The organism is Pseudomonas sp. FP198, assembly GCF_030687895.1.
Taxonomy (GTDB): Bacteria; Pseudomonadota; Gammaproteobacteria; order Pseudomonadales; family Pseudomonadaceae; genus Aquipseudomonas.
The window spans coordinates 4,423,931-4,447,109 of the sequence record NZ_CP117452.1 but is presented as its reverse complement, the minus strand read 5'-3'; the positions used below and the strand labels follow the sequence as shown (position 1 = coordinate 4,447,109).

Annotated in this window: 22 protein-coding genes; 16 read left to right on the top strand and 6 right to left on the bottom strand. The window is 60.6% G+C overall.

Annotated features, from left to right (window positions below; translation table 11 throughout):
* The first annotated feature begins 33 nt into the window (after nt 1–33).
* The 6 genes from PSH78_RS20275 to PSH78_RS20250 all read left to right on the top strand — a co-directional run bounded on the left by PSH78_RS20275 (nt 34) and on the right by PSH78_RS20250 (nt 6,985).
* Nucleotides 34–1,335, top strand: a complete 1,302-nt coding sequence (locus PSH78_RS20275; protein ID WP_305496328.1) for an ABC transporter substrate-binding protein — start codon at nt 34–36, stop codon at nt 1,333–1,335.
* Nucleotides 1,336–1,480: 145 nt separating this feature from the next.
* Complete coding sequence (locus tag PSH78_RS20270; protein WP_030139360.1) at nt 1,481–2,389, top strand: carbohydrate ABC transporter permease; 909 nt, start codon at nt 1,481–1,483, stop codon at nt 2,387–2,389.
* Entirely contained in the window at nt 2,382–3,227 is an 846-nt protein-coding gene (locus PSH78_RS20265) for a carbohydrate ABC transporter permease (RefSeq protein ID WP_305496327.1), read from the top strand. Before PSH78_RS20270 ends, PSH78_RS20265 begins: the two co-directional genes overlap by 8 nt.
* 2 nt (nt 3,228–3,229) lie before the next feature.
* The gene (locus PSH78_RS20260; protein WP_305496326.1) at nt 3,230–4,390 is read left to right on the top strand and encodes an ABC transporter ATP-binding protein; all 1,161 of its coding nucleotides are present in this window, start codon (nt 3,230–3,232) and stop codon (nt 4,388–4,390) included.
* A 108-nt stretch (nt 4,391–4,498) separates the two neighbouring features.
* Nucleotides 4,499–5,845 carry a carbohydrate porin gene (locus PSH78_RS20255; RefSeq protein ID WP_305496325.1) on the top strand — a complete coding sequence of 449 codons (1,347 nt, stop codon included), beginning with the start codon at nt 4,499–4,501 and terminating at the stop codon, nt 5,843–5,845.
* Nucleotides 5,846–6,130: 285 nt separating this feature from the next.
* A complete protein-coding gene (locus PSH78_RS20250; RefSeq protein ID WP_305496324.1) occupies nt 6,131–6,985 on the top strand; it encodes a D-hexose-6-phosphate mutarotase in 855 nt (284 codons plus the stop codon).
* Between the two features lie 142 nt (nt 6,986–7,127).
* Here the strand turns inward: PSH78_RS20250 and PSH78_RS20245 are convergent, their stop codons facing one another.
* Entirely contained in the window at nt 7,128–7,988 is an 861-nt protein-coding gene (locus PSH78_RS20245) for a MurR/RpiR family transcriptional regulator (protein WP_171061416.1), read from the bottom strand.
* A gap of 196 nt (nt 7,989–8,184) precedes the next feature.
* On the opposite strand from PSH78_RS20245, the gene zwf reads away from it, so the two are divergent.
* The 3 genes from zwf to PSH78_RS20230 are packed head-to-tail and all read left to right on the top strand — an operon-like array spanning nt 8,185 to nt 11,040.
* Complete coding sequence (gene zwf / locus PSH78_RS20240; RefSeq protein WP_305496323.1) at nt 8,185–9,657, top strand: glucose-6-phosphate dehydrogenase; 1,473 nt, start codon at nt 8,185–8,187, stop codon at nt 9,655–9,657.
* On the top strand, nt 9,644–10,357 hold the full coding sequence (pgl, locus tag PSH78_RS20235) for a 6-phosphogluconolactonase (protein ID WP_305496322.1): 714 nt from the start codon (nt 9,644–9,646) through the stop codon (nt 10,355–10,357). The genes zwf and pgl overlap by 14 nt, the downstream gene beginning before the upstream one ends.
* Nucleotides 10,358–10,374: 17 nt before the next feature.
* Nucleotides 10,375–11,040, top strand: a complete 666-nt coding sequence (locus PSH78_RS20230) for a bifunctional 4-hydroxy-2-oxoglutarate aldolase/2-dehydro-3-deoxy-phosphogluconate aldolase (protein ID WP_283556083.1) — start codon at nt 10,375–10,377, stop codon at nt 11,038–11,040.
* A gap of 104 nt (nt 11,041–11,144) precedes the next feature.
* Here the strand turns inward: PSH78_RS20230 and PSH78_RS20225 are convergent, their stop codons facing one another.
* Nucleotides 11,145–12,332 carry an aminotransferase class V-fold PLP-dependent enzyme gene (locus tag PSH78_RS20225; RefSeq protein ID WP_305496321.1) on the bottom strand — a complete coding sequence of 396 codons (1,188 nt, stop codon included), beginning with the start codon at nt 12,330–12,332 and terminating at the stop codon, nt 11,145–11,147.
* A gap of 16 nt (nt 12,333–12,348) precedes the next feature.
* On the bottom strand, nt 12,349–12,585 hold the full coding sequence (locus PSH78_RS20220) for a DUF3820 family protein (protein ID WP_305496320.1): 237 nt from the start codon (nt 12,583–12,585) through the stop codon (nt 12,349–12,351).
* A gap of 206 nt (nt 12,586–12,791) precedes the next feature.
* Here PSH78_RS20220 and PSH78_RS20215 point away from each other — a divergent pair, with 206 nt between their 5' ends.
* From PSH78_RS20215 to PSH78_RS20200, 4 genes are all read left to right on the top strand, one after another.
* Entirely contained in the window at nt 12,792–13,256 is a 465-nt protein-coding gene (locus PSH78_RS20215) for a PA2169 family four-helix-bundle protein (protein WP_305496319.1), read from the top strand.
* A 239-nt stretch (nt 13,257–13,495) separates the two neighbouring features.
* Nucleotides 13,496–15,496 (top strand): FUSC family protein, encoded by a 2,001-nt coding sequence (locus PSH78_RS20210; RefSeq protein WP_305496318.1) that lies wholly within the window; start codon nt 13,496–13,498, stop codon nt 15,494–15,496.
* Complete coding sequence (locus PSH78_RS20205; RefSeq protein ID WP_249873604.1) at nt 15,483–15,689, top strand: DUF1656 domain-containing protein; 207 nt, start codon at nt 15,483–15,485, stop codon at nt 15,687–15,689. The genes PSH78_RS20210 and PSH78_RS20205 overlap by 14 nt, the downstream gene beginning before the upstream one ends.
* A gap of 10 nt (nt 15,690–15,699) precedes the next feature.
* Nucleotides 15,700–16,563 (top strand): HlyD family secretion protein, encoded by an 864-nt coding sequence (locus PSH78_RS20200; protein ID WP_305496317.1) that lies wholly within the window; start codon nt 15,700–15,702, stop codon nt 16,561–16,563.
* 168 nt (nt 16,564–16,731) lie between these two features.
* On the opposite strand, the gene PSH78_RS20195 is transcribed toward PSH78_RS20200, so the two are convergent.
* On the bottom strand, nt 16,732–17,202 hold the full coding sequence (locus tag PSH78_RS20195) for a MaoC family dehydratase (protein ID WP_003227420.1): 471 nt from the start codon (nt 17,200–17,202) through the stop codon (nt 16,732–16,734).
* 40 nt (nt 17,203–17,242) lie between these two features.
* Nucleotides 17,243–18,187, bottom strand: a complete 945-nt coding sequence (locus PSH78_RS20190; protein ID WP_305496316.1) for an alpha/beta hydrolase — start codon at nt 18,185–18,187, stop codon at nt 17,243–17,245.
* A gap of 225 nt (nt 18,188–18,412) precedes the next feature.
* Here PSH78_RS20190 and fadD2 point away from each other — a divergent pair, with 225 nt between their 5' ends.
* Together fadD2 and fadD1 are read left to right on the top strand one after the other, a co-directional pair.
* On the top strand, nt 18,413–20,101 hold the full coding sequence (gene fadD2, locus PSH78_RS20185) for a long-chain-fatty-acid--CoA ligase FadD2 (protein WP_305496315.1): 1,689 nt from the start codon (nt 18,413–18,415) through the stop codon (nt 20,099–20,101).
* Nucleotides 20,102–20,473: 372 nt separating this feature from the next.
* Nucleotides 20,474–22,165 carry a long-chain-fatty-acid--CoA ligase FadD1 gene (fadD1, locus tag PSH78_RS20180; RefSeq protein WP_305496314.1) on the top strand — a complete coding sequence of 564 codons (1,692 nt, stop codon included), beginning with the start codon at nt 20,474–20,476 and terminating at the stop codon, nt 22,163–22,165.
* Nucleotides 22,166–22,380: 215 nt separating this feature from the next.
* Here the strand turns inward: fadD1 and PSH78_RS20175 are convergent, their stop codons facing one another.
* Nucleotides 22,381–22,758 (bottom strand): hypothetical protein, encoded by a 378-nt coding sequence (locus PSH78_RS20175; RefSeq protein ID WP_305496313.1) that lies wholly within the window; start codon nt 22,756–22,758, stop codon nt 22,381–22,383.
* A 195-nt stretch (nt 22,759–22,953) separates the two neighbouring features.
* Here PSH78_RS20175 and PSH78_RS20170 point away from each other — a divergent pair, with 195 nt between their 5' ends.
* On the top strand, nt 22,954–23,145 hold the full coding sequence (locus tag PSH78_RS20170) for a CsbD family protein (protein ID WP_305496312.1): 192 nt from the start codon (nt 22,954–22,956) through the stop codon (nt 23,143–23,145).
* Nucleotides 23,146–23,179: the final 34 nt, after the last annotated feature.

Sequence of the window (23,179 nt, the reverse complement as noted above, 5' to 3'; positions counted from 1 at the left end):
TTGCATGCATAACAACAAGAAAGGTACTTCTAGATGAATGCGATTTCTCGCCTCGCTACTGTCATTTCTCTTGCTTCCTTGCTTCCCGTCGCAGCATTCCCCGTCAGCGCCCTGGCCGCCGAATCGAAAGGTTCCGTGGAAGTCGTCCACTGGTGGACGTCGGGTGGTGAAAAAGCCGCGGTCGATGTGCTCAAGGCCCAGGTAGAAAAAGACGGCTTTACCTGGAAGGACGGCGCTGTCGCCGGCGGCGGCGGTTCCACCGCCATGACCGTGCTCAAGAGCCGCGCCGTAGCCGGCAACCCACCGGGCGTAGCCCAGATCAAAGGTCCGGACATCCAGGAATGGGCATCCACCGGCCTGCTTGATACCGACATCCTGGAAGACGTCGCCAAAGCGGAGAAGTGGGACAGCCTGCTCGACAAGAAAGTCTCCGACACCGTGAAGTACGAAGGTGACTACGTTGCCGTGCCGGTGAACATCCACCGCGTCAACTGGCTGTGGATCAACCCGGAAGTCTTCAAGAAAGCCGGCATCACCAAGAACCCGACCACCCTCGAAGAATTTTATGCCGCCGCCGACAAGCTCAAGGCCGCGGGTTTCATTCCCCTGGCCCACGGTGGCCAGCCATGGCAGGACAGCACCGTGTTCGAAGCCGTGGTGCTTTCGGTGATGGGTGCCGACGGTTACAAGAAAGCCCTGGTCGACCTGGACAACAAGGCGCTGACCGGCCCGGAAATGGTCAAGGCGCTGACCGAGCTGAAAAAGGTCGCGACCTACATGGATCCCGATGGCAAGGGCCAGGACTGGAACCTGGAAGCAGCCAAGGTCATCAATGGCAAGGCCGGCATGCAGATCATGGGTGACTGGGCCAAGAGCGAGTGGACCGCGGCCAAGAAAGTCGCCGGCAAGGACTACGAGTGCGTAGCCTTCCCGGGCACCGACAAGGCCTTCACCTACAACATCGACTCTTTGGCGGTGTTCAAGCAGAAAGACAAGGGCACGGCGGCGGGTCAGCAGGATATCGCCAAGGTCGTGCTGGGCGAGAACTTCCAGAAAGTCTTCAGCATCAACAAGGGCTCGATCCCGGTGCGTAACGACATGCTGGGCGACATGGCCAAGTACGGTTTCGACTCGTGCGCCCAGACCGCCGCCAAGGACTTCCTTGAAGACGCCAAGAACGGCGGCCTGCAACCAAGCATGGCGCACAACATGGCGACCACGCTGGCGGTGCAGGGCGCGTTCTTCGATGTCGTGACCAACTACATCAACGACCCGAAAGCCGACCCGGCCGATGCCGCCAAGAAATTGGGCGCAGCGGTTCAGTCTGCGAAGTAATTAGCGCCGCGGTCCCTTTGTGGGAGCGAGCTTGCTCGCGATAGCGGAGTGTCAGGCAGCAATGAGTGAACTGACACAATGCCATCGCGAGCAAGCTCGCTCCCACAGGGGGGAGGCCCTTGTAACCTAGTTTTTGGATTTCCCCATGAGTTCTGTTGCTGTGTTCAGCAAGGCCTCGCCGTTCGATGCGTTGCAGCGCTGGCTACCAAAACTGGTGCTGGCGCCGAGCATGTTCATCGTCCTGGTGGGCTTCTATGGCTACATCTTGTGGACGTTCGTCCTGTCGTTCACCACGTCGACCTTCCTGCCTACTTATAAATGGGCCGGCCTGGCGCAATACGCACGGCTGTGGGACAACGACCGCTGGTGGGTGGCGAGCAAGAACCTGGCAGTCTTTGGTGGCATGTTCATTGGTATCACCCTGGTGATCGGCGTGCTGCTGGCGGTGTTCCTGGACCAGCGTATTCGCCGCGAAGGGTTCATCCGCACCATTTACCTGTACCCGATGGCACTCTCGATGATTGTCACCGGTACCGCCTGGAAATGGCTGCTCAACCCGGGCATGGGCCTGGATAAATTGTTGCGCGACTGGGGCTGGGAAGGCTTCCGCCTGGACTGGCTGATCGACCCCGATCGCGTGGTGTACTGCCTGGTGATCGCTGCGGTCTGGCAAGCCTCGGGTTTCATCATGGCGATGTTCCTGGCCGGCCTGCGGGGCGTTGATCAATCGATCATCCGTGCCGCGCAGATCGATGGCGCGAGCATGCCGCGCATCTACTGGAAAGTGGTGCTGCCAAGCCTGCGTCCGGTGTTCTTCAGTGCCGTGATGATCCTCGCGCATATCGCGATCAAGAGTTTCGACCTGGTGGCGGCGATGACAGCTGGTGGTCCGGGTTACTCCTCCGACCTGCCTGCCATGTTCATGTACTCCTTTACGTTCAGTCGCGGCCAGATGGGCATGGGCTCGGCCAGTGCAATCCTGATGCTCGGTGCGATCCTCGCGATCATCGTGCCTTACCTGTATTCCGAGCTGAGGGCCAAGCGTCATGACTAGTCTCGCTGCGAAACCCGCCATCAGCCTCAGCCGTATCGCGATCTATGCGGTGCTGATCCTTGCCGTGTTGCTTTACCTGGTGCCGTTGGTGGTCATGCTATTGACCAGCTTCAAGACGCCGGAAGACATCAGTACCGGTAACCTGTTGAGCTGGCCGACCGTGGTCAGCGGCATCGGCTGGGTCAAGGCCTGGGGTACGGTCAACGGATACTTCTGGAACTCGATCAAGATCACCGTGCCGGCCGTCCTGATTTCCACCGCCATCGGCGCGTTGAACGGCTATGTGCTGTCGATGTGGCGCTTCCGTGGGTCGCAGTTGTTCTTCGGTTTGTTGCTGTTCGGCTGCTTCCTGCCGTTCCAGACCGTGCTGCTGCCGGCCTCGTTCACTCTCGGCAAGATGGGCCTGGCCAGTACCACCACCGGCCTGGTGTTTGTCCATGTCGTCTACGGCCTGGCGTTCACCACGCTGTTCTTCCGCAATTACTACGTGAGCATCCCCGACGCGCTGGTGAAGGCCGCGCGCCTCGACGGTGCCGGGTTCTTCACGATCTTCCGGCGGATCATCCTGCCGATGTCGACGCCGATCATCATGGTCTGCCTGATCTGGCAGTTCACCCAGATCTGGAACGACTTCCTCTTTGGCGTGGTGTTCTCCAGCGGCGACTCCCAGCCCATCACGGTGGCGCTGAACAACCTGGTCAACACCAGCACCGGGGCCAAGGAATATAACGTGGACATGGCGGCGGCGATGATCGCCGGGCTGCCGACCCTGCTGGTCTATGTGATCGCAGGCAAGTATTTCGTGCGCGGCCTCACGGCTGGCGCGGTCAAGGGGTAATCATGGCTACGCTTGAACTTCGCAATGTAAACAAGACCTACGGCGCGGGCCTGCCCGACACCTTGAAAGACATCCAGCTGTCGATCAAGGAAGGTGAATTCCTGATCCTGGTCGGTCCTTCGGGCTGCGGCAAATCGACCCTGATGAACTGCATCGCCGGCCTCGAGACCATCACCGGTGGCGCGATCATGATCGGCGACCAGGACGTCAGCGGCATGAGCCCCAAGGATCGCGACATCGCCATGGTGTTCCAGTCCTACGCGCTGTACCCGACCATGAGCGTGCGCGAGAACATCGAGTTCGGCCTGAAGATCCGCAAGATGAAACAGGCGGACATCAACGAAGAAGTGGCGCGGGTGGCCAAGCTGTTGCAGATCGAGCACTTGCTCAACCGCAAGCCCGGCCAGCTCTCTGGCGGGCAGCAACAGCGCGTCGCGATGGGCCGGGCCCTGGCGCGACGGCCGAAGATCTACCTGTTCGACGAGCCGCTGTCCAACCTCGACGCCAAGCTGCGCGTCGAGATGCGCACCGAAATGAAACTGATGCACCAGCGCCTGAAGACCACCACGGTCTACGTGACCCACGACCAGATCGAGGCCATGACCCTGGGCGATAAAGTCGCGGTGATGAAGGACGGGATCATCCAGCAGTTCGGCACGCCGAAGGACATCTACAACAACCCGGCCAACCTGTTCGTGGCGAGCTTCATCGGTTCGCCGCCGATGAACTTCATCCCGCTGCGCCTGCAACGCAAGGACGGTCGCCTGCTGGCCCTGCTCGACAGCGGCCAGGCCCGTTGCGAGTTGCCATTGGGCATGCAGGACGCCGGCCTGGAGGACCGCGAAGTGATCCTTGGCCTGCGTCCGGAACAGATCGTGCTGGCGGGTAACGAGCCGAACGGCCTGCCGACCATCCGCGCCGAAGTCCAGGTCACCGAGCCTACCGGTCCGGACACCCTGGTGTTCGTCAATCTCAACGACACCAAGGTCTGCTGCCGTCTGGCGCCGGACGTGGCGCCGTCGCCGGGAGAGACCCTGACATTGCAATTCGATCCATCGAAAGTGCTGCTGTTCGACGCCAAGTCCGGCGAGCGCCTGGGCGTGGCCGCGCAACCATCGGTGGAGGCCCGAGCCGCCAATGTGGCGCAGTTCAAAGGCCGATGATGAACAGATGTACAAAAGGAGTATGCGATGGATGGGGACATTCATCGCAATCGTTGTAAACCGCGTTAGATAAAAACAGTTAATAACAATAAAGACGAGGATGTAGGGATGAAGAAGAAGAACAATGCCCAGCTTATCTGCCAGTTGTCAGCCGTTGCGGCGATGATGCTGGCCGGTAGCGCACACGCAGCCGACGCGTTCAGCGCCGACTCGAAGTGGATGACGGGCGACTGGGGCGGTGAACGGACCAAGCTGATCGAGCAAGGTATCGATATCAAGGCTGACTACGTCGGCGAAATGGGCGCCAACCTCGACGGTGGCTACAACGACGACAAGACTGCGCGTTGGTCTGGTCAATTCGGCCTGGGCGTAGCTCTTGACCTGGAAAAACTGGCAGGCTGGAACGATACGGAAGCCAAGATTCAATTCACTCGCCGGGATGGTCGTAACATCTCCAACGATCGTATCGGTGATCCACGTGCCGGGACTCTCAGTTCCTCCCAGGAAGTCTGGGGCCGTGGGCAGACGACCCGTCTGACCCAGTTGTGGATCAAGCAGAAGTACTTCGACAGCAAGCTGGATGTCAAAGCCGGTTACTTCGGTGAAGGCGAAGACTTCAACACCTTCCCGTGCGAGTTCCAGAACCTGGCGTTCTGCGGTTCGCAAGCAGGTAACTGGGCAACTGGCATCTGGTACAACTGGCCGATCATGCAGGCGGCGATCCGGGTTAAATACAACCTTACCCCTGAGCTCTATGCGCAGATCGGTGCCTACAACCAGAACCCTTCGCAACTGGAAAACAACAACCGCTACAAGCTCAGCGGCAGCGGCACCAAGGGCACCCTGATTCCGGTCGAATTGGTCTGGTCGCCGAAGCTCAATAACCTGCCGGGCGAATACCGCGTCGGTTACTACAAGAGCACGGCCAAGGCTGACGATGTTCGCGAAGACATCAACGGCGATGACGCCGCGACCACTGGCAACGCCTATCGCAGCCACAGCAGCAAACACGGCTACTGGCTCGTCGTGCAGCAGCAGCTCACCACTCACAATGGCGATGCTTCGCGAGGCCTGAACATCGCGGCCAACGCTACCGTCCACGACAAGGACACCAACGTCGTCGACAACTATCAGTCGCTGATGTTCGTGTACAAGGGGCCGTTCGATGCGCGTCCGAAGGACGACGTTGGTATCGGTTTCGCCCGTATCCATGTCAACGAGGACGTCAAGAAAAACGCCGAGCTGACCAACGCCGCCAATGGCGTCAGCGACTACGACGATCCACTGTTCGCGCCGCTGCGTAGCACCGAGTACAACTACGAAATCAACTACGGCTTCCATGTCACCAACTGGCTGACCGTGCGTCCGAACCTGCAATACGTCACTCACCCGGGTGGTGTCGATGAAGTCGACAACGCGCTGGTGGCCGGCCTGAAAATTCAGTCGGTGTTCTAACGCTGTTGCGATAAGCTCCTCTCTATGTGCGCATATTTGCGGACGGCCAAGGCTGTCCGCTTTTTTTTGCGGGGGGCGTTTGGTCGCGCGTAGGGCCTGTGGCGAGGGAGCTTGCTCCCGCTGGGTTGCGCAGCGACCCTTAAGCCATTCAGCTCGGTGCTTCAGCCGGACCGTATTTGCCTCGTCTACGGCTGCTTCGCAGCCGAGCGGGAGCAAGCTCCCTCGCCACAAAAAAAGCGTCGTACGCAGTTGAATATCGAATGATTTCCAGGACCGCGACCCATCATGCATGAGCATCCGCTACAACGCTTTTTCAGATCCTTGCGCGAGCGTCCGGTGTTTGCGTGGGAGCGCTATCAGCAGCGCGATGTGTTGGTGATCGACCACCCGTTGTGCCAGGCGGTGTTCAGTCGCCAGGGCGCGCAGTTGCTGCACTTCCAGCCGCGCGGGCAGAAGCCGTGGTTGTGGTGCGCAGCCAGGTGGCCGCAAGTCGGGGCGATTCGCGGCGGGGTGCCGGTGTGTTGGCCATGGTATGGCCGTCATCCAAGCGAAAACGCCTGGCCCTCCCATGGTTGGGCGCGATTGATCGATTGGAAATTGCTCGACAGCAGCAGCGACGAAGAGGGCGTTCACCTGCATTGGCAATTGCAATTGTGTGACTGGCAGGTGGACCTGCATGCCGACCTGGGTGAGCGCATGGAACTGCGCTTGAGCACCGAGCATCAGGACAGCCTGCCCTGCCAGTTGAGCCAGGCCTTGCACGCCTATTGGCGCATTGGTGACGTTGGCGAGGTAGCGCTGTCTGGCCTCGACGGCGCCCAGGGTTACGACCAGTTGAACCGGGCGGTTTGCCAGCAGGAGGGCGAGTTGCGGGTCCAGGGTGGCTGCCAGCGAGTGTTCCAGCATGAGGGCGAATTGCAGCTAAAGGATCATGCCTGGCAACGCGAGCTGCGCATCGACACCGGCGACAGCGCCGATACGGTGGTGTGGCATCCCGGCGCACGGCCGCTGTTGGGTGTGAGTTGGGATGAGGTGAGTGAGTTTGTCTGCGTCGAAGCGGCCAGCGGCGGTACCGGGAGCTTGTGCCTGGCGCCGGGTGAGCGGGCGCATTTGAGTTTGCAGGCGCGGGTGGGGGCTTGATTCAAAAGTGCCGGCCTCTTCGTCGGATCGCCGCCCGGAGCAGGCTCGCTCCCACAATAGATCTTTGACGTTCACATAGACCTCTGTGGGAGCGAGCCTGCTCGCGAAGACGGAATATCAGGTGCCTAGATTTTGAATCGAATCAGTTGAACTCATCCCCAACCGGATACCGGCTGGCATTCAGGCTTTCCTTGATCTTGCGCAAATGCGGTTGGAAATCCACGCCGCGGCGCAGGGTCATGCCGGTGGCGAGCACATCCAGCACGGTGAGCTGGATGATCCGCGACGTCATCGGCATGTAGATGTCGGTGTCTTCCGGCAAAGGGATGTTCAGGCTCAAGGTGCTCGCCTTGGCCAGCGGCGAGCCCTCGGCGGTCAGGCCGAGCACCGATGCGCCGTTTTCCCGGGCGATGCGCGCCACTTCCACCAGTTCGCGGGTACGCCCGGTGTAGGAGATGATCACGAACAGCTCGCCGGTATGGGCCACCGAGGCGATCATGCGCTGCATCAGCACGTCGGCATGGGCGGTCACCGCCAGGTTGAAACGGAAAAACTTGTGCTGGGCATCCAGCGCCACCGGGGCCGAGGCGCCGAGGCCGAAGAAGTGGATCTGGCGGGCCTGGATCAGCAGATCCACGGCGCGACTGATCAAATTTGGATCAAGGGCCTGGCAGGCGCTGTCCAATGAGGCGATGGCACTGCCAAAGATTTTGCGGGTATAGGCTTCCGGATTGTCATCGGCCTCGACCGCACGGCTGACATAGGCCGCGCCGCTGGCCAGGCTCTGGGCCAGTTGCAGCTTGAGTTCCGGATAGCCGCTGACGCCGAACGAGCGGCAGAAGCGGTTGACGGTCGGTTCGCTGACCGAAGCGGCCTGGGCGAGGGCGGCGATGCTGAAGCGGGTCGCCTGCTGCGGATTGAGCAGGATCACCTCGGCCACCTTGCGCTCGGCCTTGTTCAGGTCTTCCAGGCGACTCTGGATCTGCTCCAGTAGATTTCGCACGCGGTCCATACAAGACTCCTAGAGAAACGGGTCTTTGATACGACCCTTGGCGGTGGCCTATCCTACTGATGGCTCCGACGGACCACCACTCGGAATCGGTATTTTCGAAAAATGTTGTAGTTATTACTACATTTTTCCTTGAGTGATACCTTGAAAAAAGGTATTTGTAGTTTAACTTGATAAAAGAACAAACATCATGCATTCGATTACGGTTGAACCGTGCACCTTTGCCTTGTTCGGCGCGTTGGGCGACCTGGCGTTGCGCAAGCTGTTTCCTGCCCTTTATCAGCTCGACGGTGCCGGCCTGTTGCATGAGGACACGCGAATCTTCGCGCTGGCCCGCGAACCCGGCAGTGAACAGCAGCACCTGACGTTCATCGCGACCGAGCTGCGTCGCTACGTGGGCGAAAAAGACCTCGACGAAACCGTGATCGAGCGCTTCCTGGCGCGGCTGACGTATCTGCATGTGGATTTTCTCAAGGCTGACGATTACGTCGCGCTCGCCGAGCAGGTCGGCCAGGCCCAGCAGCAAGTCATCGCCTATTTCGCCACCCCGGCGGCGGTCTACGGCGCGATCTGCGAGAACCTGGCGAAAGTCGGCTTGAGCGAGAACACCCGCGTCGTATTGGAAAAACCCATCGGCTCGGACCTGGAATCGTCGCGCAAGGTCAACGACGCCGTGGCGCAGTTCTTCCCGGAGAACCGCACCTACCGCATCGACCATTACCTGGGCAAGGAAACGGTCCAGAACCTGATCGCGTTGCGGTTCGCCAACAGCCTGTTCGAAACCCAGTGGAACCAGAATTACATCTCCCACGTGGAAATCACCGTGGCCGAGAAGGTTGGCATCGAAGGTCGCTGGGGCTATTTCGACAAGGCCGGCCAACTGCGCGACATGATCCAGAACCACTTGCTCCAGTTGCTGTGCCTGATCGCCATGGACCCGCCGGCCGACCTGTCGGCCGACAGCATCCGTGACGAGAAGGTCAAGGTGCTCAAGGCCCTCGCACCGATCAGCCCGGAAGGCTTGACCACACAAGTGGTGCGCGGCCAGTACATCGCCGGCCACAGTGAAGGCAAGGCCGTCCCCGGCTACCTGGAAGAGCCCAATTCCAATACCCAGAGCGACACCGAGACGTTCGTCGCCCTGCGCGCCGACATTCGCAACTGGCGCTGGGCCGGTGTTCCGTTCTACCTGCGTACCGGCAAGCGCATGCCGCAGAAACTGTCGCAGATCGTGATTCACTTCAAGGAACCGTCCCACTACATCTTCGCCCCCGAGCAGCGTTTGCAGATCAGCAACAAACTGATCATCCGCCTGCAACCGGACGAAGGCATTTCCTTGCGGGTGATGACCAAGGAGCAAGGCCTGGACAAGGGCATGCAATTGCGCAGCGGTCCGCTGCAACTGAACTTCTCCGACACCTATCGCAGCGCGCGGATTCCCGATGCCTACGAGCGGTTGTTGCTGGAAGTCATGAATGGCAATCAGAACCTGTTTGTCCGTAAAGATGAAATCGAAGCCGCGTGGACGTGGTGCGACCAGCTGATTGCCGGCTGGAAGAAGTCCGGCGATGCGCCCAAGCCGTATGCCGCCGGGTCATGGGGGCCGATGAGCTCCATCGCACTGATCACGCGGGATGGGAGGTCATGGTATGGCGATATCTGAATTGAAACTGCCCGAGGGCGTCACGGCCCTTGAGTTCAAGAGCCCGGTGCTGCTGGCGGAAAACCTCGCGCTGAACGTGGCGCAGCAGTTGCGCGCGGCGATCGACGCTCGCGGTGCGGCGACGTTGGTGGTGTCAGGCGGTCGCAGCCCGGTGGCATTTTTCCAGAACCTGTCCAAGCAGACGCTGGACTGGTCAAAGGTGGTGGTCAGCCTGGCCGATGAGCGCTGGGTGCCGGTTGAACATGCCGACAGCAATGCCGGTCTGCTCAAGCGTTACCTGCTCCAGGGCGCGGCGGCCAAGGCGCAGTTCCTGAGCCTGTACAGCGCCAGCGCCAACCTGGAGGCCGCGGCCGAACAGGCGGATCGTCTGTTGGCCGAGCTGCCGCCGATTGATGTGCTGGTGCTGGGCATGGGTGACGACGGGCATACCGCCTCGCTGTTTCCCGACAGCCCGAACCTGGCCGAGGCCCTGGATGAACAGGGCGCTCGCCGTTGCTGGCCGATGCTCGCGCCAACCGTCCCGCACCAGCGCCTGACCATGAGCCGCGCGTTGCTGGCCTCGGCCAGGCACAAGGTGCTGTCGATTTCCGGTCAATCGAAGTTGACCACCCTGAACGCCGCGACGGCCGGTGACAACGTCGCCGAAATGCCGATCCGCGCGTTTTTGCAACCTACGTTAGAGATTTACTGGTGCCCATGAACCAAGGATCAGCCGCTATGACAAACCCATCCCCGACCGTTTCCATGGCGGACAAAGTAACGCTGATCGACAGCCTCTGCGCCAAGGCGCGGATCTTGCCGGTGATCACCATTGCCCGTGAACAGGACATCCTGCCGCTGGCCGATGCCCTGGCCGCCGGTGGCCTGACGGCGCTGGAAGTGACCTTGCGCTCGCAATACGGCCTCAAGGCCATCCAGGTGCTGCGCGAGCAGCGCCCGGAACTGGTGACCGGCGCCGGCACGGTGCTCGATCGCCATATGCTGGCCGCCGCCGAGGCCGCCGGTTCGCAATTCATCGTGACGCCGGGTATCACCCGCGACTTGCTGGAAGCCAGCGTCCAGAGCCCGATTCCGTTGTTGCCGGGGATCAGCAATGCCTCGGGCATCATGGAAGGCTACGGGCTGGGCTATCGCCGCTTCAAGCTATTCCCGGCGGAAGTCAGCGGTGGCGTGGCTGCCATCAAGGCCCTGGGCGGCCCCTTCGGCGAAGTGAAATTCTGCCCGACTGGCGGCGTCAGTCCGGCCAATATCAAGAGCTACATGGCGTTGAAAAACGTGATGTGCGTGGGCGGCAGCTGGATGCTGGATCCGGAGTGGATCAAGAACGGCGACTGGGCCCGCATCCAGGAGTGCACCGCCGAGGCCCTGGCGCTGCTGGACTGATTGTCTTACCGAACTTCGTTGGGTGTTCTACGGCTTTACGGTGCGCTTGGTCGGCGCACCGTTTTTTTTTGCCTGTTATTTCACTGCAGCTCCCTCGCCACGGGTTATGTGTTGCTCAGGTGGATAAGCGCCTCGGTCAACCGCTCGATATCCCGCGCCAGGGTAATCAACCCAGGCGTGATGCGGATGCACGGGCCGACGCTGGTCTTGCGCACCACGGTAAAGATTTCATATTCCTTGAGCAGCCGATCGGCCATGACTTGCTGATCGGCCTGGGCGGTGAAGCGCATCGAGGTGATGCCGCAATAGAGCCGCCGATCGTCCGGGGTCATGACTTCAATGCCGGGCACATCACGTACCGCGTTCACCCACAGGTCCCGCAGGTAGCAGAGCCGCGCACCTTTGGCTGACGCGCCGCCCAGGGTGCGGTGTTCTTCAAAGACCAATGGCAGCGTCAGCAGGGCAGGGATGTTGGGCGTGCTGTGGGGTGTGCGTGAGCGCACATCGGTGGCGGGGTAATTGGCTTCGTCCATGTCCGGATCGATGTCGGCCAGCCGCTCCGGAGCGATATAGAGAAAGCCCAGGGCCAGCGGGCCGCCCATCCACTTCTGCAAGTTGAAACCGGCAAACTGGATACCCAGTTTCTTCAGATTGAATTCGATCTGACCCAAGGCGTGGGCGCCGTCGAGAATGATGTCGACATCGAACTCCCGTGCCGCCTCGGCAATCGCCCGGACCGGCATGACGAGGCCGGTCAGGTGGTTGACGTAAGTCAGCGCCATCAGCTTCAGGCGCGGGTAACGAATGAAGGTTTCCCGATAGGTGCCCACCAGGCTTTCGAAACTGGCGGGATGCGGGTGCACCAGCTCGATGATCTGCGCCCCTCGCTTGCGAGCCAGCCAGCGCATCGCGCTTTTGACTGACTCGTACTCGACGTCGCTTATCAGCACCTGGTCGCCAGGCTTGAGGCCGTTGTAATTGCGAATCAGCGTCTGCAGGGCGTCCACTGCGCTGGTGGCCAGCGCCACGGTAGAGGAGGGGACGTGAATCAGTTGCGCCACTTGGCGGCGAATCGCTTCGCCATGTTCCCGGTCGAAATGCTGACGTACGTACACCGAGTTGCCGCGATTGACGAATTCGATGTTGCGCTGGTACTCCTCGACCACGGTACGCGACATCCGCCCGAAGTAGCCGTTTTCCAGGTTGAGCGGGCCCTCGGGCTCGACGTCGTAGCGGTCGACGAAGGTCTGCCAGAAAGCTTCATCATGGGCGCGCAGGGTGTTTTCGGGCATGGGCGGATTCAGTCGGTCAATGGCGTGGTTTGGGCAGGCCGTGTTTGGCGCGCAGCGGATCCAGCAGGTCCGACAGACCGTTGTGGTCGATCTCCTGCATCAATGCCAGCAAAGCGCCCAGTTCTCCGTGGGGAAAACCCTCCCGGGCAAACCAGTTCAGGTACTGGCCCGGCAGGTCGGCGAGGATTCGGCCCTTGTATTTGCCGAAGGGCATCTGGCGCGTCACCAGCAGTTCAAGCTTTTGCGGATTCATGGCGATTTGTCTTGATAGGAACCATCGGCAAAATACAGGCATTCTGCATGCAGGCCAAATGACAGATCATGCAAATAACGCGGATACAGATTTTTCGATATTTTTTAACTTATTGAATTTAAAGTATTTTTATTGTTGTTTTTGGCTGGCACGGCCAATGCAATATTCCTTGCAGGTTTTTATTCACCAAGCAAAGGAACTGAAAAATGACTGACATCAATAAAGAATCCATCTCTGTCTTGAACGACCTGATCGAGACCAGCAAGGATGGCCAGGAAGGATTCAAGACCTGCGCTGAAGACATCAAGCATCCAGAACTCAAGGCCTTGTTCGTTAAACGCGCAGCCGATTGCGCAACTGCCGCAGCCGAGCTGCAAACCGCTGTGCGTTCGTTGGGCGGCGATCCGGAAACTTCCACCAGCGTTGCTGGCGACCTGCACCGTCGTTGGGTCGACGTGAAAGCGATGTTTACCGGCAAGGATGAAGAAGCGGTCCTCAACGAAGCCGAGCGCGGCGAAGACCATGCACTCAAGGCTTACAAGGAAGCCATCGAGAAGATCAACAAGCACAACCTGGTCGGTATCCGTGACCTGGTTGAGCGTCAGTACCACGGCGTGCAACGCAACCATGACCAGGTCAAGGCGCTGCGTAACCAGGCGCGTGCCAGCTGACACTTGCCCGTGACGCAAAAAAACGCCAGCTTGCTGGCGTTTTTTTATGGGCCACAAAACCGCAAGAGTGTTTGTCGGATCCAACAATAATCTGCTCTGGACTCGAATAGGTAGCTAGCTAATAATTGCGCTGCCCATCGCGCGATCTATCGTTACTACGTTCGTTACTAGGTTCGTTACTAGGTTCGTTACTAGGTTCGTTACTAGGTTCATTACCTCGGTCCCCAGAAGAGTTTTCCGTGCCCATTACCTTCCAGGCCTTGTTTGCCCCCGACCGCCTCGCTGTGCAGTTCGCCATCAAAACCGTGCTCGGCGGCGGCCTGGCGTTGTGGCTGGCGTTGCGCTGGGGCCTGGAGCAGCCGTCGTGGGCATTGATGACGGCGTTCATCGTCGCCCAGCCGCTGTCCGGCATGGTGGTGCAGAAGGGCCTGGCGCGTTTGGTCGGTACATTGGTGGGGACGATCATGTCGGTGGTGTTCATGGGGTTGTTCGCCCAGGCACCGTGGTTGTTCCTGCTGGCGCTCGCGTTGTGGCTGGGTGTGTGCACGGCCTGTTCGACGCTGTTGCGCAGCGCCTGGTCGTATTCTTTCGTGCTGGCTGGCTACACGGTGGCAATCATTGCCTTGCCGGCCCTTTCCCATCCACTTGGGGTTTTCGATCAGGCCGTGGCGCGGTGCACCGAGATCAGCCTGGGCATTACCTGCGCCACGGCGGCCAGTGCCTTGCTCTGGCCGTTGCGGGTCGAACGACAACTGGCGGATCAGGCCCGTGCCGCCTGGCAGAGCGGCATGCAGGCGGCGCGTGCAACGTTGGCCGGCGATGCCCAGGCGCGCAAAGGCTTGCTCGAAATCCTCGGCAAGATCGTTGCGGTGGATGCCCAGCGCGAACACGCCTGGTTCGAAGGCAGCCTGGGTCGCCAGCGCGCCCGGGCCATCAGCGGCTTGAGCCAGAAGCTGCTGATGCTGTTGCGTATTTCCCGCTCGGTGCGTCGGCAGTGGAAACAACTCGAACCTCAGGAAGCCGAAGCGCTCCAGCCGTGGATGGACGAGGTGCAGCAGGCGCTCGCTGCAGACAGCGCGACGCTGCAGGCCCTACGGCCTCGGGTTCTGGATGCCTCTCATGACCTGCGGATCAGCTCGGCGCAAAGTTACTGCCTGGCTCGTTTCGCCTTGTTGCTCGAAACCGCCCTGGCTGCCTGTGCCGCGCTCGCGGCAGTGCAGGAGGGCAGGGCCGCCGCCGATCCGCCGCGCACGCTGGCGCCGCACCGTGATCTGTCCCTGGCCATGGTATTCGGCGCCCGCAGCGCCCTGGCATTCCTGGCGGTAGCCTGTTTCTGGCTGGCGACCGCCTGGCCCGCCGCATCCGGCGCGCTGTTGCTCACCTGTGTGGTGTGCAGCCTGTTTGCCAGCCGCGAAAACGGTGCGCAGATCGGCATGAGTTTCCTGCGGGGTATCTTCCTGGCAGTGCCGACGGCGTTTGTCATTGGCGAGATCTTCCTGCCGCAATGGAGCAGTTTCGCCATGCTCTGCATGGCCATGGGCGTGCCGTTGTTCCTGGGGGCGCTGTGCATGGCCAAGCCACCGCTGTACGCCACGGCCACCTCGTTCTGCCTGCACTTTGTGGTGCTGGTCTCGCCGCTTAATGCGATGAAGTACGACGTTTCGGCATTTTTCAACAACGCCCAGGCGATGATGATCGGCGTCGGCGCGGCGGTACTGGCGTTCAAGCTGCTGATCCTGCGCAACCCGGCCTGGCATGGCCGTCGGCTGCTGGGCGCGACGCTGGACGATCTGGTCAGGCTGACCCATCGCAATCTGCGTGGTGCTGAAAGCTGGTTCGGTGGCCGCATGGCTGACCGGCTGTTGCAACTGGCGCGGCATTATCCCGAGCTGCCGGTGCCGGCGCGCAGCCGTTGGGACGACGGCTTGCTGGGCCTGGACGTCGGTGATGAGTTGCTGCATCTGCGCCTGAGCCTGGCCGTCGCCCAGATACCCGACAGCCCGGCCCAGCGCGGATATTTCGAAACCCTGGAGCAGGCGCTGGAACGCGGCCCCGGCGGCGATCAGGCCGAGGCATTGGCCCAGGCAAGCGACGAATATCTGCGGGTGCTGTCGCAGCAACCGTCCAGCGATGCGCTGAAGCTCGCCCAAGGCGCGGTGGTGCAATTGCAGAACAGCTGGCGCGCCTGGTGCCGCCAGCACGAATCCGAAGAAGGGAAACATAGCCATGGGCTTGCGTGAATGGTCGATTGGCGGGGTGCTGCTCAGCCCGTTCCTGATTTATGTGGTCCTGGCCTTGCTGGCAACCGGGGCGCTGCGCCTGTTGCTCGGCCTGTTGCCGGTCGGGCGCTGGATCTGGCATGAAGCCTTGTTCGACTGCGCCCTGTACGTCTGTGTCCTGACTGTCATTACCCTGGTCCTCGGACCGTTATAAGGAGCTGAACATGCGTACACCCGTACGTGTCGCCGTCACGCTGGGCGTGGTGGCCGTGGCGATCTTCGCCGGGTTTCATCTGTGGCAGTACTACATGCTCACGCCCTGGACCCGGGATGCGCGAATCCGTGCCGACGTGGTGGTGGTCGCCCCTGACGTATCCGGTTGGGTGCGCGAACTCAAGGCCGTGGACAACCAGCAGGTCAAGGCCGGCGACCTGTTGTTGAGCATCGACCGCGAACGCTTCGAGGCCGCGCTGGAAAAGGCTCGCGCGGTGGTCCAGACCCGTCAGCAGCAACTGAGCCTGCGTGAACACGAAGCCAGCCGTCGCGCCGCCCTGGGGCCCCAGGCGATCAGCGCCGAGCTGCGGGAAAATGCCCAGATCAACGCCGGCATTGCCCGTGGCGAACTGCGCGAGGCCCAGGCCGAGGCCAAGGTCGCCGAGCTGAACCTGGCCCGCAGCCAGGTCCTGGCCCCACGCAGTGGTCATATCACCAATCTGCGCCTGGCCGAAGGCAACTACGTCAACGCCGGGCAACCGGTGATGGCGCTGATCGATGATTCGACGTTCTACGTGCAGGCCTATTTCGAGGAAACCAAACTGCCGAGGATCCGCGTGGGCGATCCGGTCAAGGTCTGGTTGATGAGCGCCGACCATGCGCTGGACGGCCATGTGGAAAGCGTCAGCCGCGGTATCACCGACCGCAACACCAACCCCGATGCGCAATTGCTGGCAGAGGTCGAGCCGACCTTCAACTGGGTGCGCCTGGCCCAGCGGATCCCGGTGCGGATCAAGCTCGACAAGGTGCCGGAAGGGGTGAGCCTGAGCGCGGGTATGACGGCGAGTGTGCAGGTGCAAGAGCGGCCGCAATAACCGCAACACTGCAGTCATTTGTGGCGAGGGGATTTATCCCCGCTGGGCTGCGCAGCAGCCCCTGTGCCCCGGCTGACACACTGCAGTGGTCTTGAGGTATCGGGGGCGCTTCGCGCCCCAGCGGGGATAAATCCCCTCGCCACATTTCATTCCCATAGATCGCGGTAGTCAGCCGATGCTGATCGCCGGCAACGTCGGCAACGTAACAGTCTGCTGCTTGCGCGGAGCCAGGATCTCGGCCTCGCCGTCCACCACCAGTTCATCGCGCTGATTGAACACGCGCGTGGCGATGCGCACGCGGAACTTCGGCAGTTTTTCGAGGATTTCCAGGCGCACGGTCAGGGTGTCGCCAATCTTCACTGGTTTCTGAAAACTCATCTGCTGGCCGATATAGATGGTGCCCGGCCCAGGCAGCTCGCACGCCACCGCCGCGCTGATCAGCGCACCGCTGAACATGCCGTGGGCGATGCGTTCCTTGAACATGCTGGCGGCGGCGAACTCGGCATCCAGGTGCACCGGGTTGTGGTCGCCGGACATGGCGGCGAACAGCTGGATATCGCGCTCTTCGACGGTCTTGCTGTAGCTGGCGGTCTGACCGACTTCGAGGGCTTCGTAAGGGATATTGGTAACCTGGGTCATGTCTGGATCCTGTAACAGGTAAAGGAAAAACGCTGCGAACCTACTCGCTGCGTGGCGGCCGCTGGTGGCTCAGCGCCTGGGCAATCCAGGCCAGCACGTCGGCCGTCACTTCATCGCGGTTGGTTTCATTGAACAGTTCGTGCCGGGCCTGCGGGTAGATCGTCAACTGCAGATGTTGATTGCCGGCGTCGCGCAGGGCATCGGCCAGATCTTTCAGACGCTTGCCTTCGCTCACCGGATCACATTCGCCGCCAATCACCAGCAACGGCAGGCCCGGATCGATCTGCGCGAGATTGGACGCTTTGCTGATCTGCTGCAAGCCGCCGAGGAGGTCGATCCACAGCTGATTGGTACAACGAAAGCCGCACAGCGGGTCCTGGACGTATTTGTCCACTTCGGCCGGGTCGCGACTGAGCCAGTCGAAGGGCGTGCGCACCGGTTTGAATTTTTTGTTGAAACTGCCGAATGACAGCCACTCGATGAGCGCGCTACGCCCCGTGGCTCCCTGGCGTCGACGTTCGAGGCGGGCGATCAGGCGCGCGGCGCGGTACAGCGCCACGGGCTGGAAATTCGAGCCGCTGAGAATCGCCCCGTGCAGGCTGGCGCTGTGGTGCAGCAGGTAACCCTGGGCGACATAGCTGCCCATGCTGTGGCCCAGCAGGAGAATTGGTATTTCTGGATGTTGCTGGCCGATGTGCTGATTGAGGCTCGCGAGATCGCCGACCACCTTGGCCCAGCCGTCCTCGTCGGCAAAATGCCCCAGGACTGTTTCCTTGCCGGTCTTGCCATGGCCGCGCAGGTCCGGTGCGTAGACACCATAACCTTCATCGCACAACGCCTGGGCCAGGCGCCCATAACGAGCGCTGTGTTCGGCCATGCCGTGGGCCAGCATCAGCACGGCCTGCGGGGCGGTTTCGGGCAACCATTGGTTGACGAAGATGCGCCTGTGGTCGGTCGCGGTCAGCCAGAACGTTTGGTGGATCATGGCGGTTCCTTTGCACAAAGTCAGACGCAGCGTCGCTGCATTGTATAGCGCATCCGTCGCGTCTCGCCTGATCAGGTCACGGCAAGGGAGGAAGATTCACACGATCTATGACGCAAGTTGCCATATTTGCCTGATTGGCCATAGCTGCTAGTGTCCGAGGAGCTCCGCCTGTGCAAGCGATACGCAAGCGGTCCCGGATACGTTCAGGTAAAGAGGACAAAAACAATGCAGCCTGATTTCTGGAATGACAAACGCCCGACCGGCGTGCCCTCGGACATCGACCTGGGTGCCTACAAGTCGGTCGTCGAGGTGTTCGAGCGTTCCTGCAAGAAATTTGCCGACCGTCCGGCCTACAGCAACATGGGGGTGACCCTCACCTACGCCGAGCTGGAGCGCTACAGCGCGGCCTTTGCCGGTTACCTGCAAGCCAATACCGACCTGGCGCCAGGCGATCGCATCGCCGTGCAGATGCCCAACGTCTTGCAATACCCGATCGCGGTCTTCGGTGCCCTGCGCGCCGGCCTGGTCGTGGTCAATACCAACCCGCTGTACACCCCGCGGGAAATGCGTCATCAATTCAAGGACTCCGGTGCCCGGGCGCTGGTGTACATGAACCTGTTCGGGCAGAAGGTCCAGGAAGTGCTGCCCGACACCGACCTGCAATTTCTGATCGAAGCGAAGATGGGCGACCTGATGCCCACCGCCAAAGGCTGGCTGGTCAATACGCTGGTCAGCAAGGTCAAGAAAATGGTCCCGGCCTATTCGCTGCCCCAGGCGATTTCCTTCAAGAGCGCCTTGCGCCTCGGGCGAGGCCAGGGCATCAAGCCCCTCAACGTCAGCCTCGATGACATTGCCGTGCTGCAATACACCGGCGGCACCACGGGGCTGGCAAAAGGCGCGATGCTGACCCACGGCAACTTGGTCGCCAACATGCAGCAGGCCCGGGCGTGCCTGGGGCAGATCGGCGATGACGGCCAGCCGCTGTTGCGCGAGGGCCAGGAAGTCATGATCGCGCCGTTGCCGCTGTACCATATCTATGCGTTCACGGCGAACTGCATGTGCATGATGGTCACGGGCAACCACAACGTGTTGATCACCAATCCCCGGGACATCGGTGGCTTCATCAAGGAGCTGAAGAACTGGCGGTTCTCGCTGTTGCTGGGGCTCAACACGCTGTTCGTGGCGCTGATGGACCATCCGGATTTCAAGACGCTGGATTTTTCCAACCTCAAGGTCACCAACTCAGGCGGCACCGCGCTGGTCAAGGCCACGGCCGAACGCTGGAAGCAGCTCACCGGCTGCGGCATCACCGAGGGCTACGGCCTGACGGAAACCTCGCCAGTGGCCAGTGCCAACCCTTACGGCGGCAAGTCGCGCCTGGGTACGGTGGGGCTGCCGGTGCCGGGTACGCTGATGAAGGTCATCAACGACGACGGCGTCGAGCTGCCCCTGGGCGAGCGCGGCGAGCTGTGCATCAAGGGCCCGCAGATCATGAAGGGCTACTGGAACAAGCCCGAGGCGACCGCCGAAGTGCTGGACGGCGAAGGCTGGTTCAAGTCCGGCGATATCGCGGTGATCGATCCCGACGGCTTCGTGCGCATCGTCGACCGCAAGAAAGACATGATTATCGTCTCGGGTTTCAACGTGTATCCCAACGAGATCGAGGACGTGGTCATGGCTCACCCGAAAGTCGCCAGTTGCGCGGTCATCGGCGTGCCGGACGAGCGTTCGGGGGAGGCGGTGAAACTGTTCGTGGTGGCCCGTGAGGCGGGCGTCAGCCTTGAAGAACTCAAGGCCTACTGCAAGGAGAACTTCACCGGCTACAAGATCCCCAAGCACATCGTATTGCGTGACTCGCTGCCGATGACGCCGGTGGGCAAGATCCTGCGACGGGAACTGCGCGATATCGCCTGAGGCGCTTGCCTCATTGGAAACCCCTGACCCTGTGGGAGCGAGCTTGCTCGCGATAGCGTTAGATCAGTGACAGAGATGTTGGCTGATCCATCGCTATCGCGAGCAAGCTCGCTCCCACAGTTGTTATGTGTCGATGCAATCATGCGGCCTTAGAATTTTTACTCTAAAAATGACCATTGGATTTTCTTGAGTCATATTTGTGACTGTAGAGCCCATTTTTGGCTCTAGTCGACCCTCGGCAAAGCTGCTACTCTCGGCGCGCTTTTGTGACTTCTCGGCCTTGATTCAAGCCAGATTCACCAACAAAACACACACCAATAATAATCGCATCAAATGCGGTGAAGAATTCGCGTTGCTGAGGAGTGGGCTTCCATGATTGAAGACTTTTGGAAGGATAAGTACCCAGCTGGGATTGCTGCCGACATCAATCCAGACGAGTATCCGAATATTCAGGCGGTGTTGAAGCAGTCCTGCCAACGCTTCGCCGACAAGCCGGCATTCAGCAACCTCGGCAAGACGATCACCTACGGTGAACTCTACGAATTGTCCGGTGCCTTTGCCGCGTACCTGCAACAGCATACCGATTTGCAGCCGGGCGATCGAATCGCCGTGCAGCTGCCCAACGTTCTTCAGTATCCGGTGGCCGTTTTCGGCGCGATCCGTGCCGGGCTCATCGTGGTCAATACCAACCCGCTGTACACCGCGCGGGAGATGGAACACCAGTTCAACGACTCCGGCGCCAAGGCGCTGGTGTGCCTGGCCAACATGGCGCACCTGGCCGAGAACGTGGTGCCCAGGACCAGCGTCAAGCATGTCATCGTCACCGAAGTCGCCGACCTGCTGCCACCGCTCAAGCGCTTGCTGATCAACAGTGTGATCAAGTACGTCAAGAAGATGGTCCCGGCCTATCACCTGCCCAAGGCCATCAAGTTCAACGACGTGCTGAGCAAGGGGCACGGCCAGCCCGTGAACGAAGCCAACCCTACCAGCGATGACGTGGCGGTACTGCAATACACCGGTGGCACCACTGGCGTGGCCAAGGGCGCAATGCTTACCCATCGCAACCTGGTGGCGAACATGTTGCAGTGCAAGGCATTGATGGGCTCCAACCTCAATGAAGGCTGCGAAGTGTTGATCACGCCGCTGCCGCTGTACCACATCTATGCGTTCACCTTTCATTGCATGGCGATGATGCTGATCGGCAACCACAACATCCTGATCAGCAACCCGCGCGACTTGTCGGCGATGGTCAAGGAACTGTCGAAGTGGAAGTTCAGCGGTTTTGTCGGCCTCAACACGTTATTCGTGGCCCTGTGCAATAACGAAGCCTTCCGCAAGCTGGACTTCTCGGCACTGAAGGTGACCTTGTCCGGTGGCATGGCCCTGCAACTGGCAGCGGCCGAGCGCTGGAAGGCGGTCACCGGCTGCCCGATCTGCGAAGGCTACGGCATGACCGAGACCAGCCCGGTGGCTACCGTCAACCCGATCCAGCACATCCAGGTCGGCACCATCGGCATTCCGGTGCCATCGACGCTGTGCAAGGTCATCAATGACGCGGGCGTCGAATTGCCACTCGGTGAAATCGGCGAATTGTGTGTGAAAGGCCCGCAAGTGATGAAGGGCTACTGGCAGCGCCAGGAGGCCACCGACGAGATCCTCGACGCTGAAGGCTGGCTCAAGACCGGTGATATCGCGCTGATCCAGCCGGACGGCTACATGCGCATCGTCGATCGCAAGAAGGACATGATCCTGATCTCCGGCTTCAACGTTTACCCCAACGAACTGGAAGACGTACTGGCCACCCTGCCGGGTGTGCTGCAGTGCGCGGCGATCGGTGTACCGGATGAAAAGTCCGGCGAGGCGATCAAGATTTTCATCGTCGTGCGTCCAGGGGCCACGCTCACCAAGGAACAGGTGATGGAGCACATGCGCGCCAACGTCACTGGTTACAAAGTGCCCAAGGCCGTGGAGTTCCGTGATGCATTGCCGACCACCAACGTGGGCAAGATCCTGCGGCGCGAGTTGCGCGATGAAGAACTGAAGAAGCTGGGGCTGAAGAAGTAAACCCGCCGCCAATGAAAAGCCCCGCTGATGCGGGGCTTTTCATGTGGATTGCCTTGGTAGGAAACCTGTGGCGAGGGGATTTATCCCCGCTGGGTTGCGAAGCGGCCCCCAGGATTCATCAGCCACAGCGATAGATCATGCAAGACACAGGGGGTTGCTGCGCAACCCGGCGGGGATAAATCCCCTCGCCACAACAAGCTCCTCTGACATCAGAGTTACAACCGAAACTGCGCAAAGTCCAGGTTGGTGCCACCCGGCCGCATGTCTTGCAGGTACGAATCCTTGTCGGCACTCAGTTCCAGGCTCAGGGCCGCCTTGCGTTTACCCTGGTTGCGTACTTCCAGGCCTTCCAGTTTCTCCCGCAGGAACACCGTCGGCACTTTCAGGTGCAGCAGTTCATCGGTGGCGGGCGTGTGCAGCAGCAGGTGAATCCATTCGTATTGACCAATGGCCAGGCGGGCCACCGGAATGTCGAACCAGAAGATGTTGCGATTGCGGTTCAGTTCGCTGAAATGGCAATTGTTGACGCCCAGGACGGCGCCGCCCAGTTGCTGGTTCCTGCGGGCGATGGCCTGCTTTTTATCGAGTTTCATAACGTTCCTACGGGATTGGAGCTTCAGGTCGCAGCCTGGATACGTGGGGCATTCTCGGGGGTTGGTCGGCAAACATAAAGCGCAACCTGCAGTCGCCGACGAAATCAGCCACAGAAAAAATGAAACTCCCCGCAAACGGCCCCGGTCAACCCTTATGTAATGACTTTTCTTACGGTTATTCACAGGAGAGACATCATGGGTAGCACGAGCGATAAAGTGAAGGGCGTTGCCAACGAAGCCGTCGGCAACATCAAGCAAGGCGTCGGCAAGGCCACCGATAACGACCGCATGCGCGCCGAGGGCGTGGTCCAGGAGAAAAAGGGTGAAGCCCAGCAAAACGTGGGCAAGGCCAAGGATGCGGTCAAGAAAGGCGTCGACGAAGCCTGACCGGCCTGTTGAAACGTGATTGGAACGGTCATCT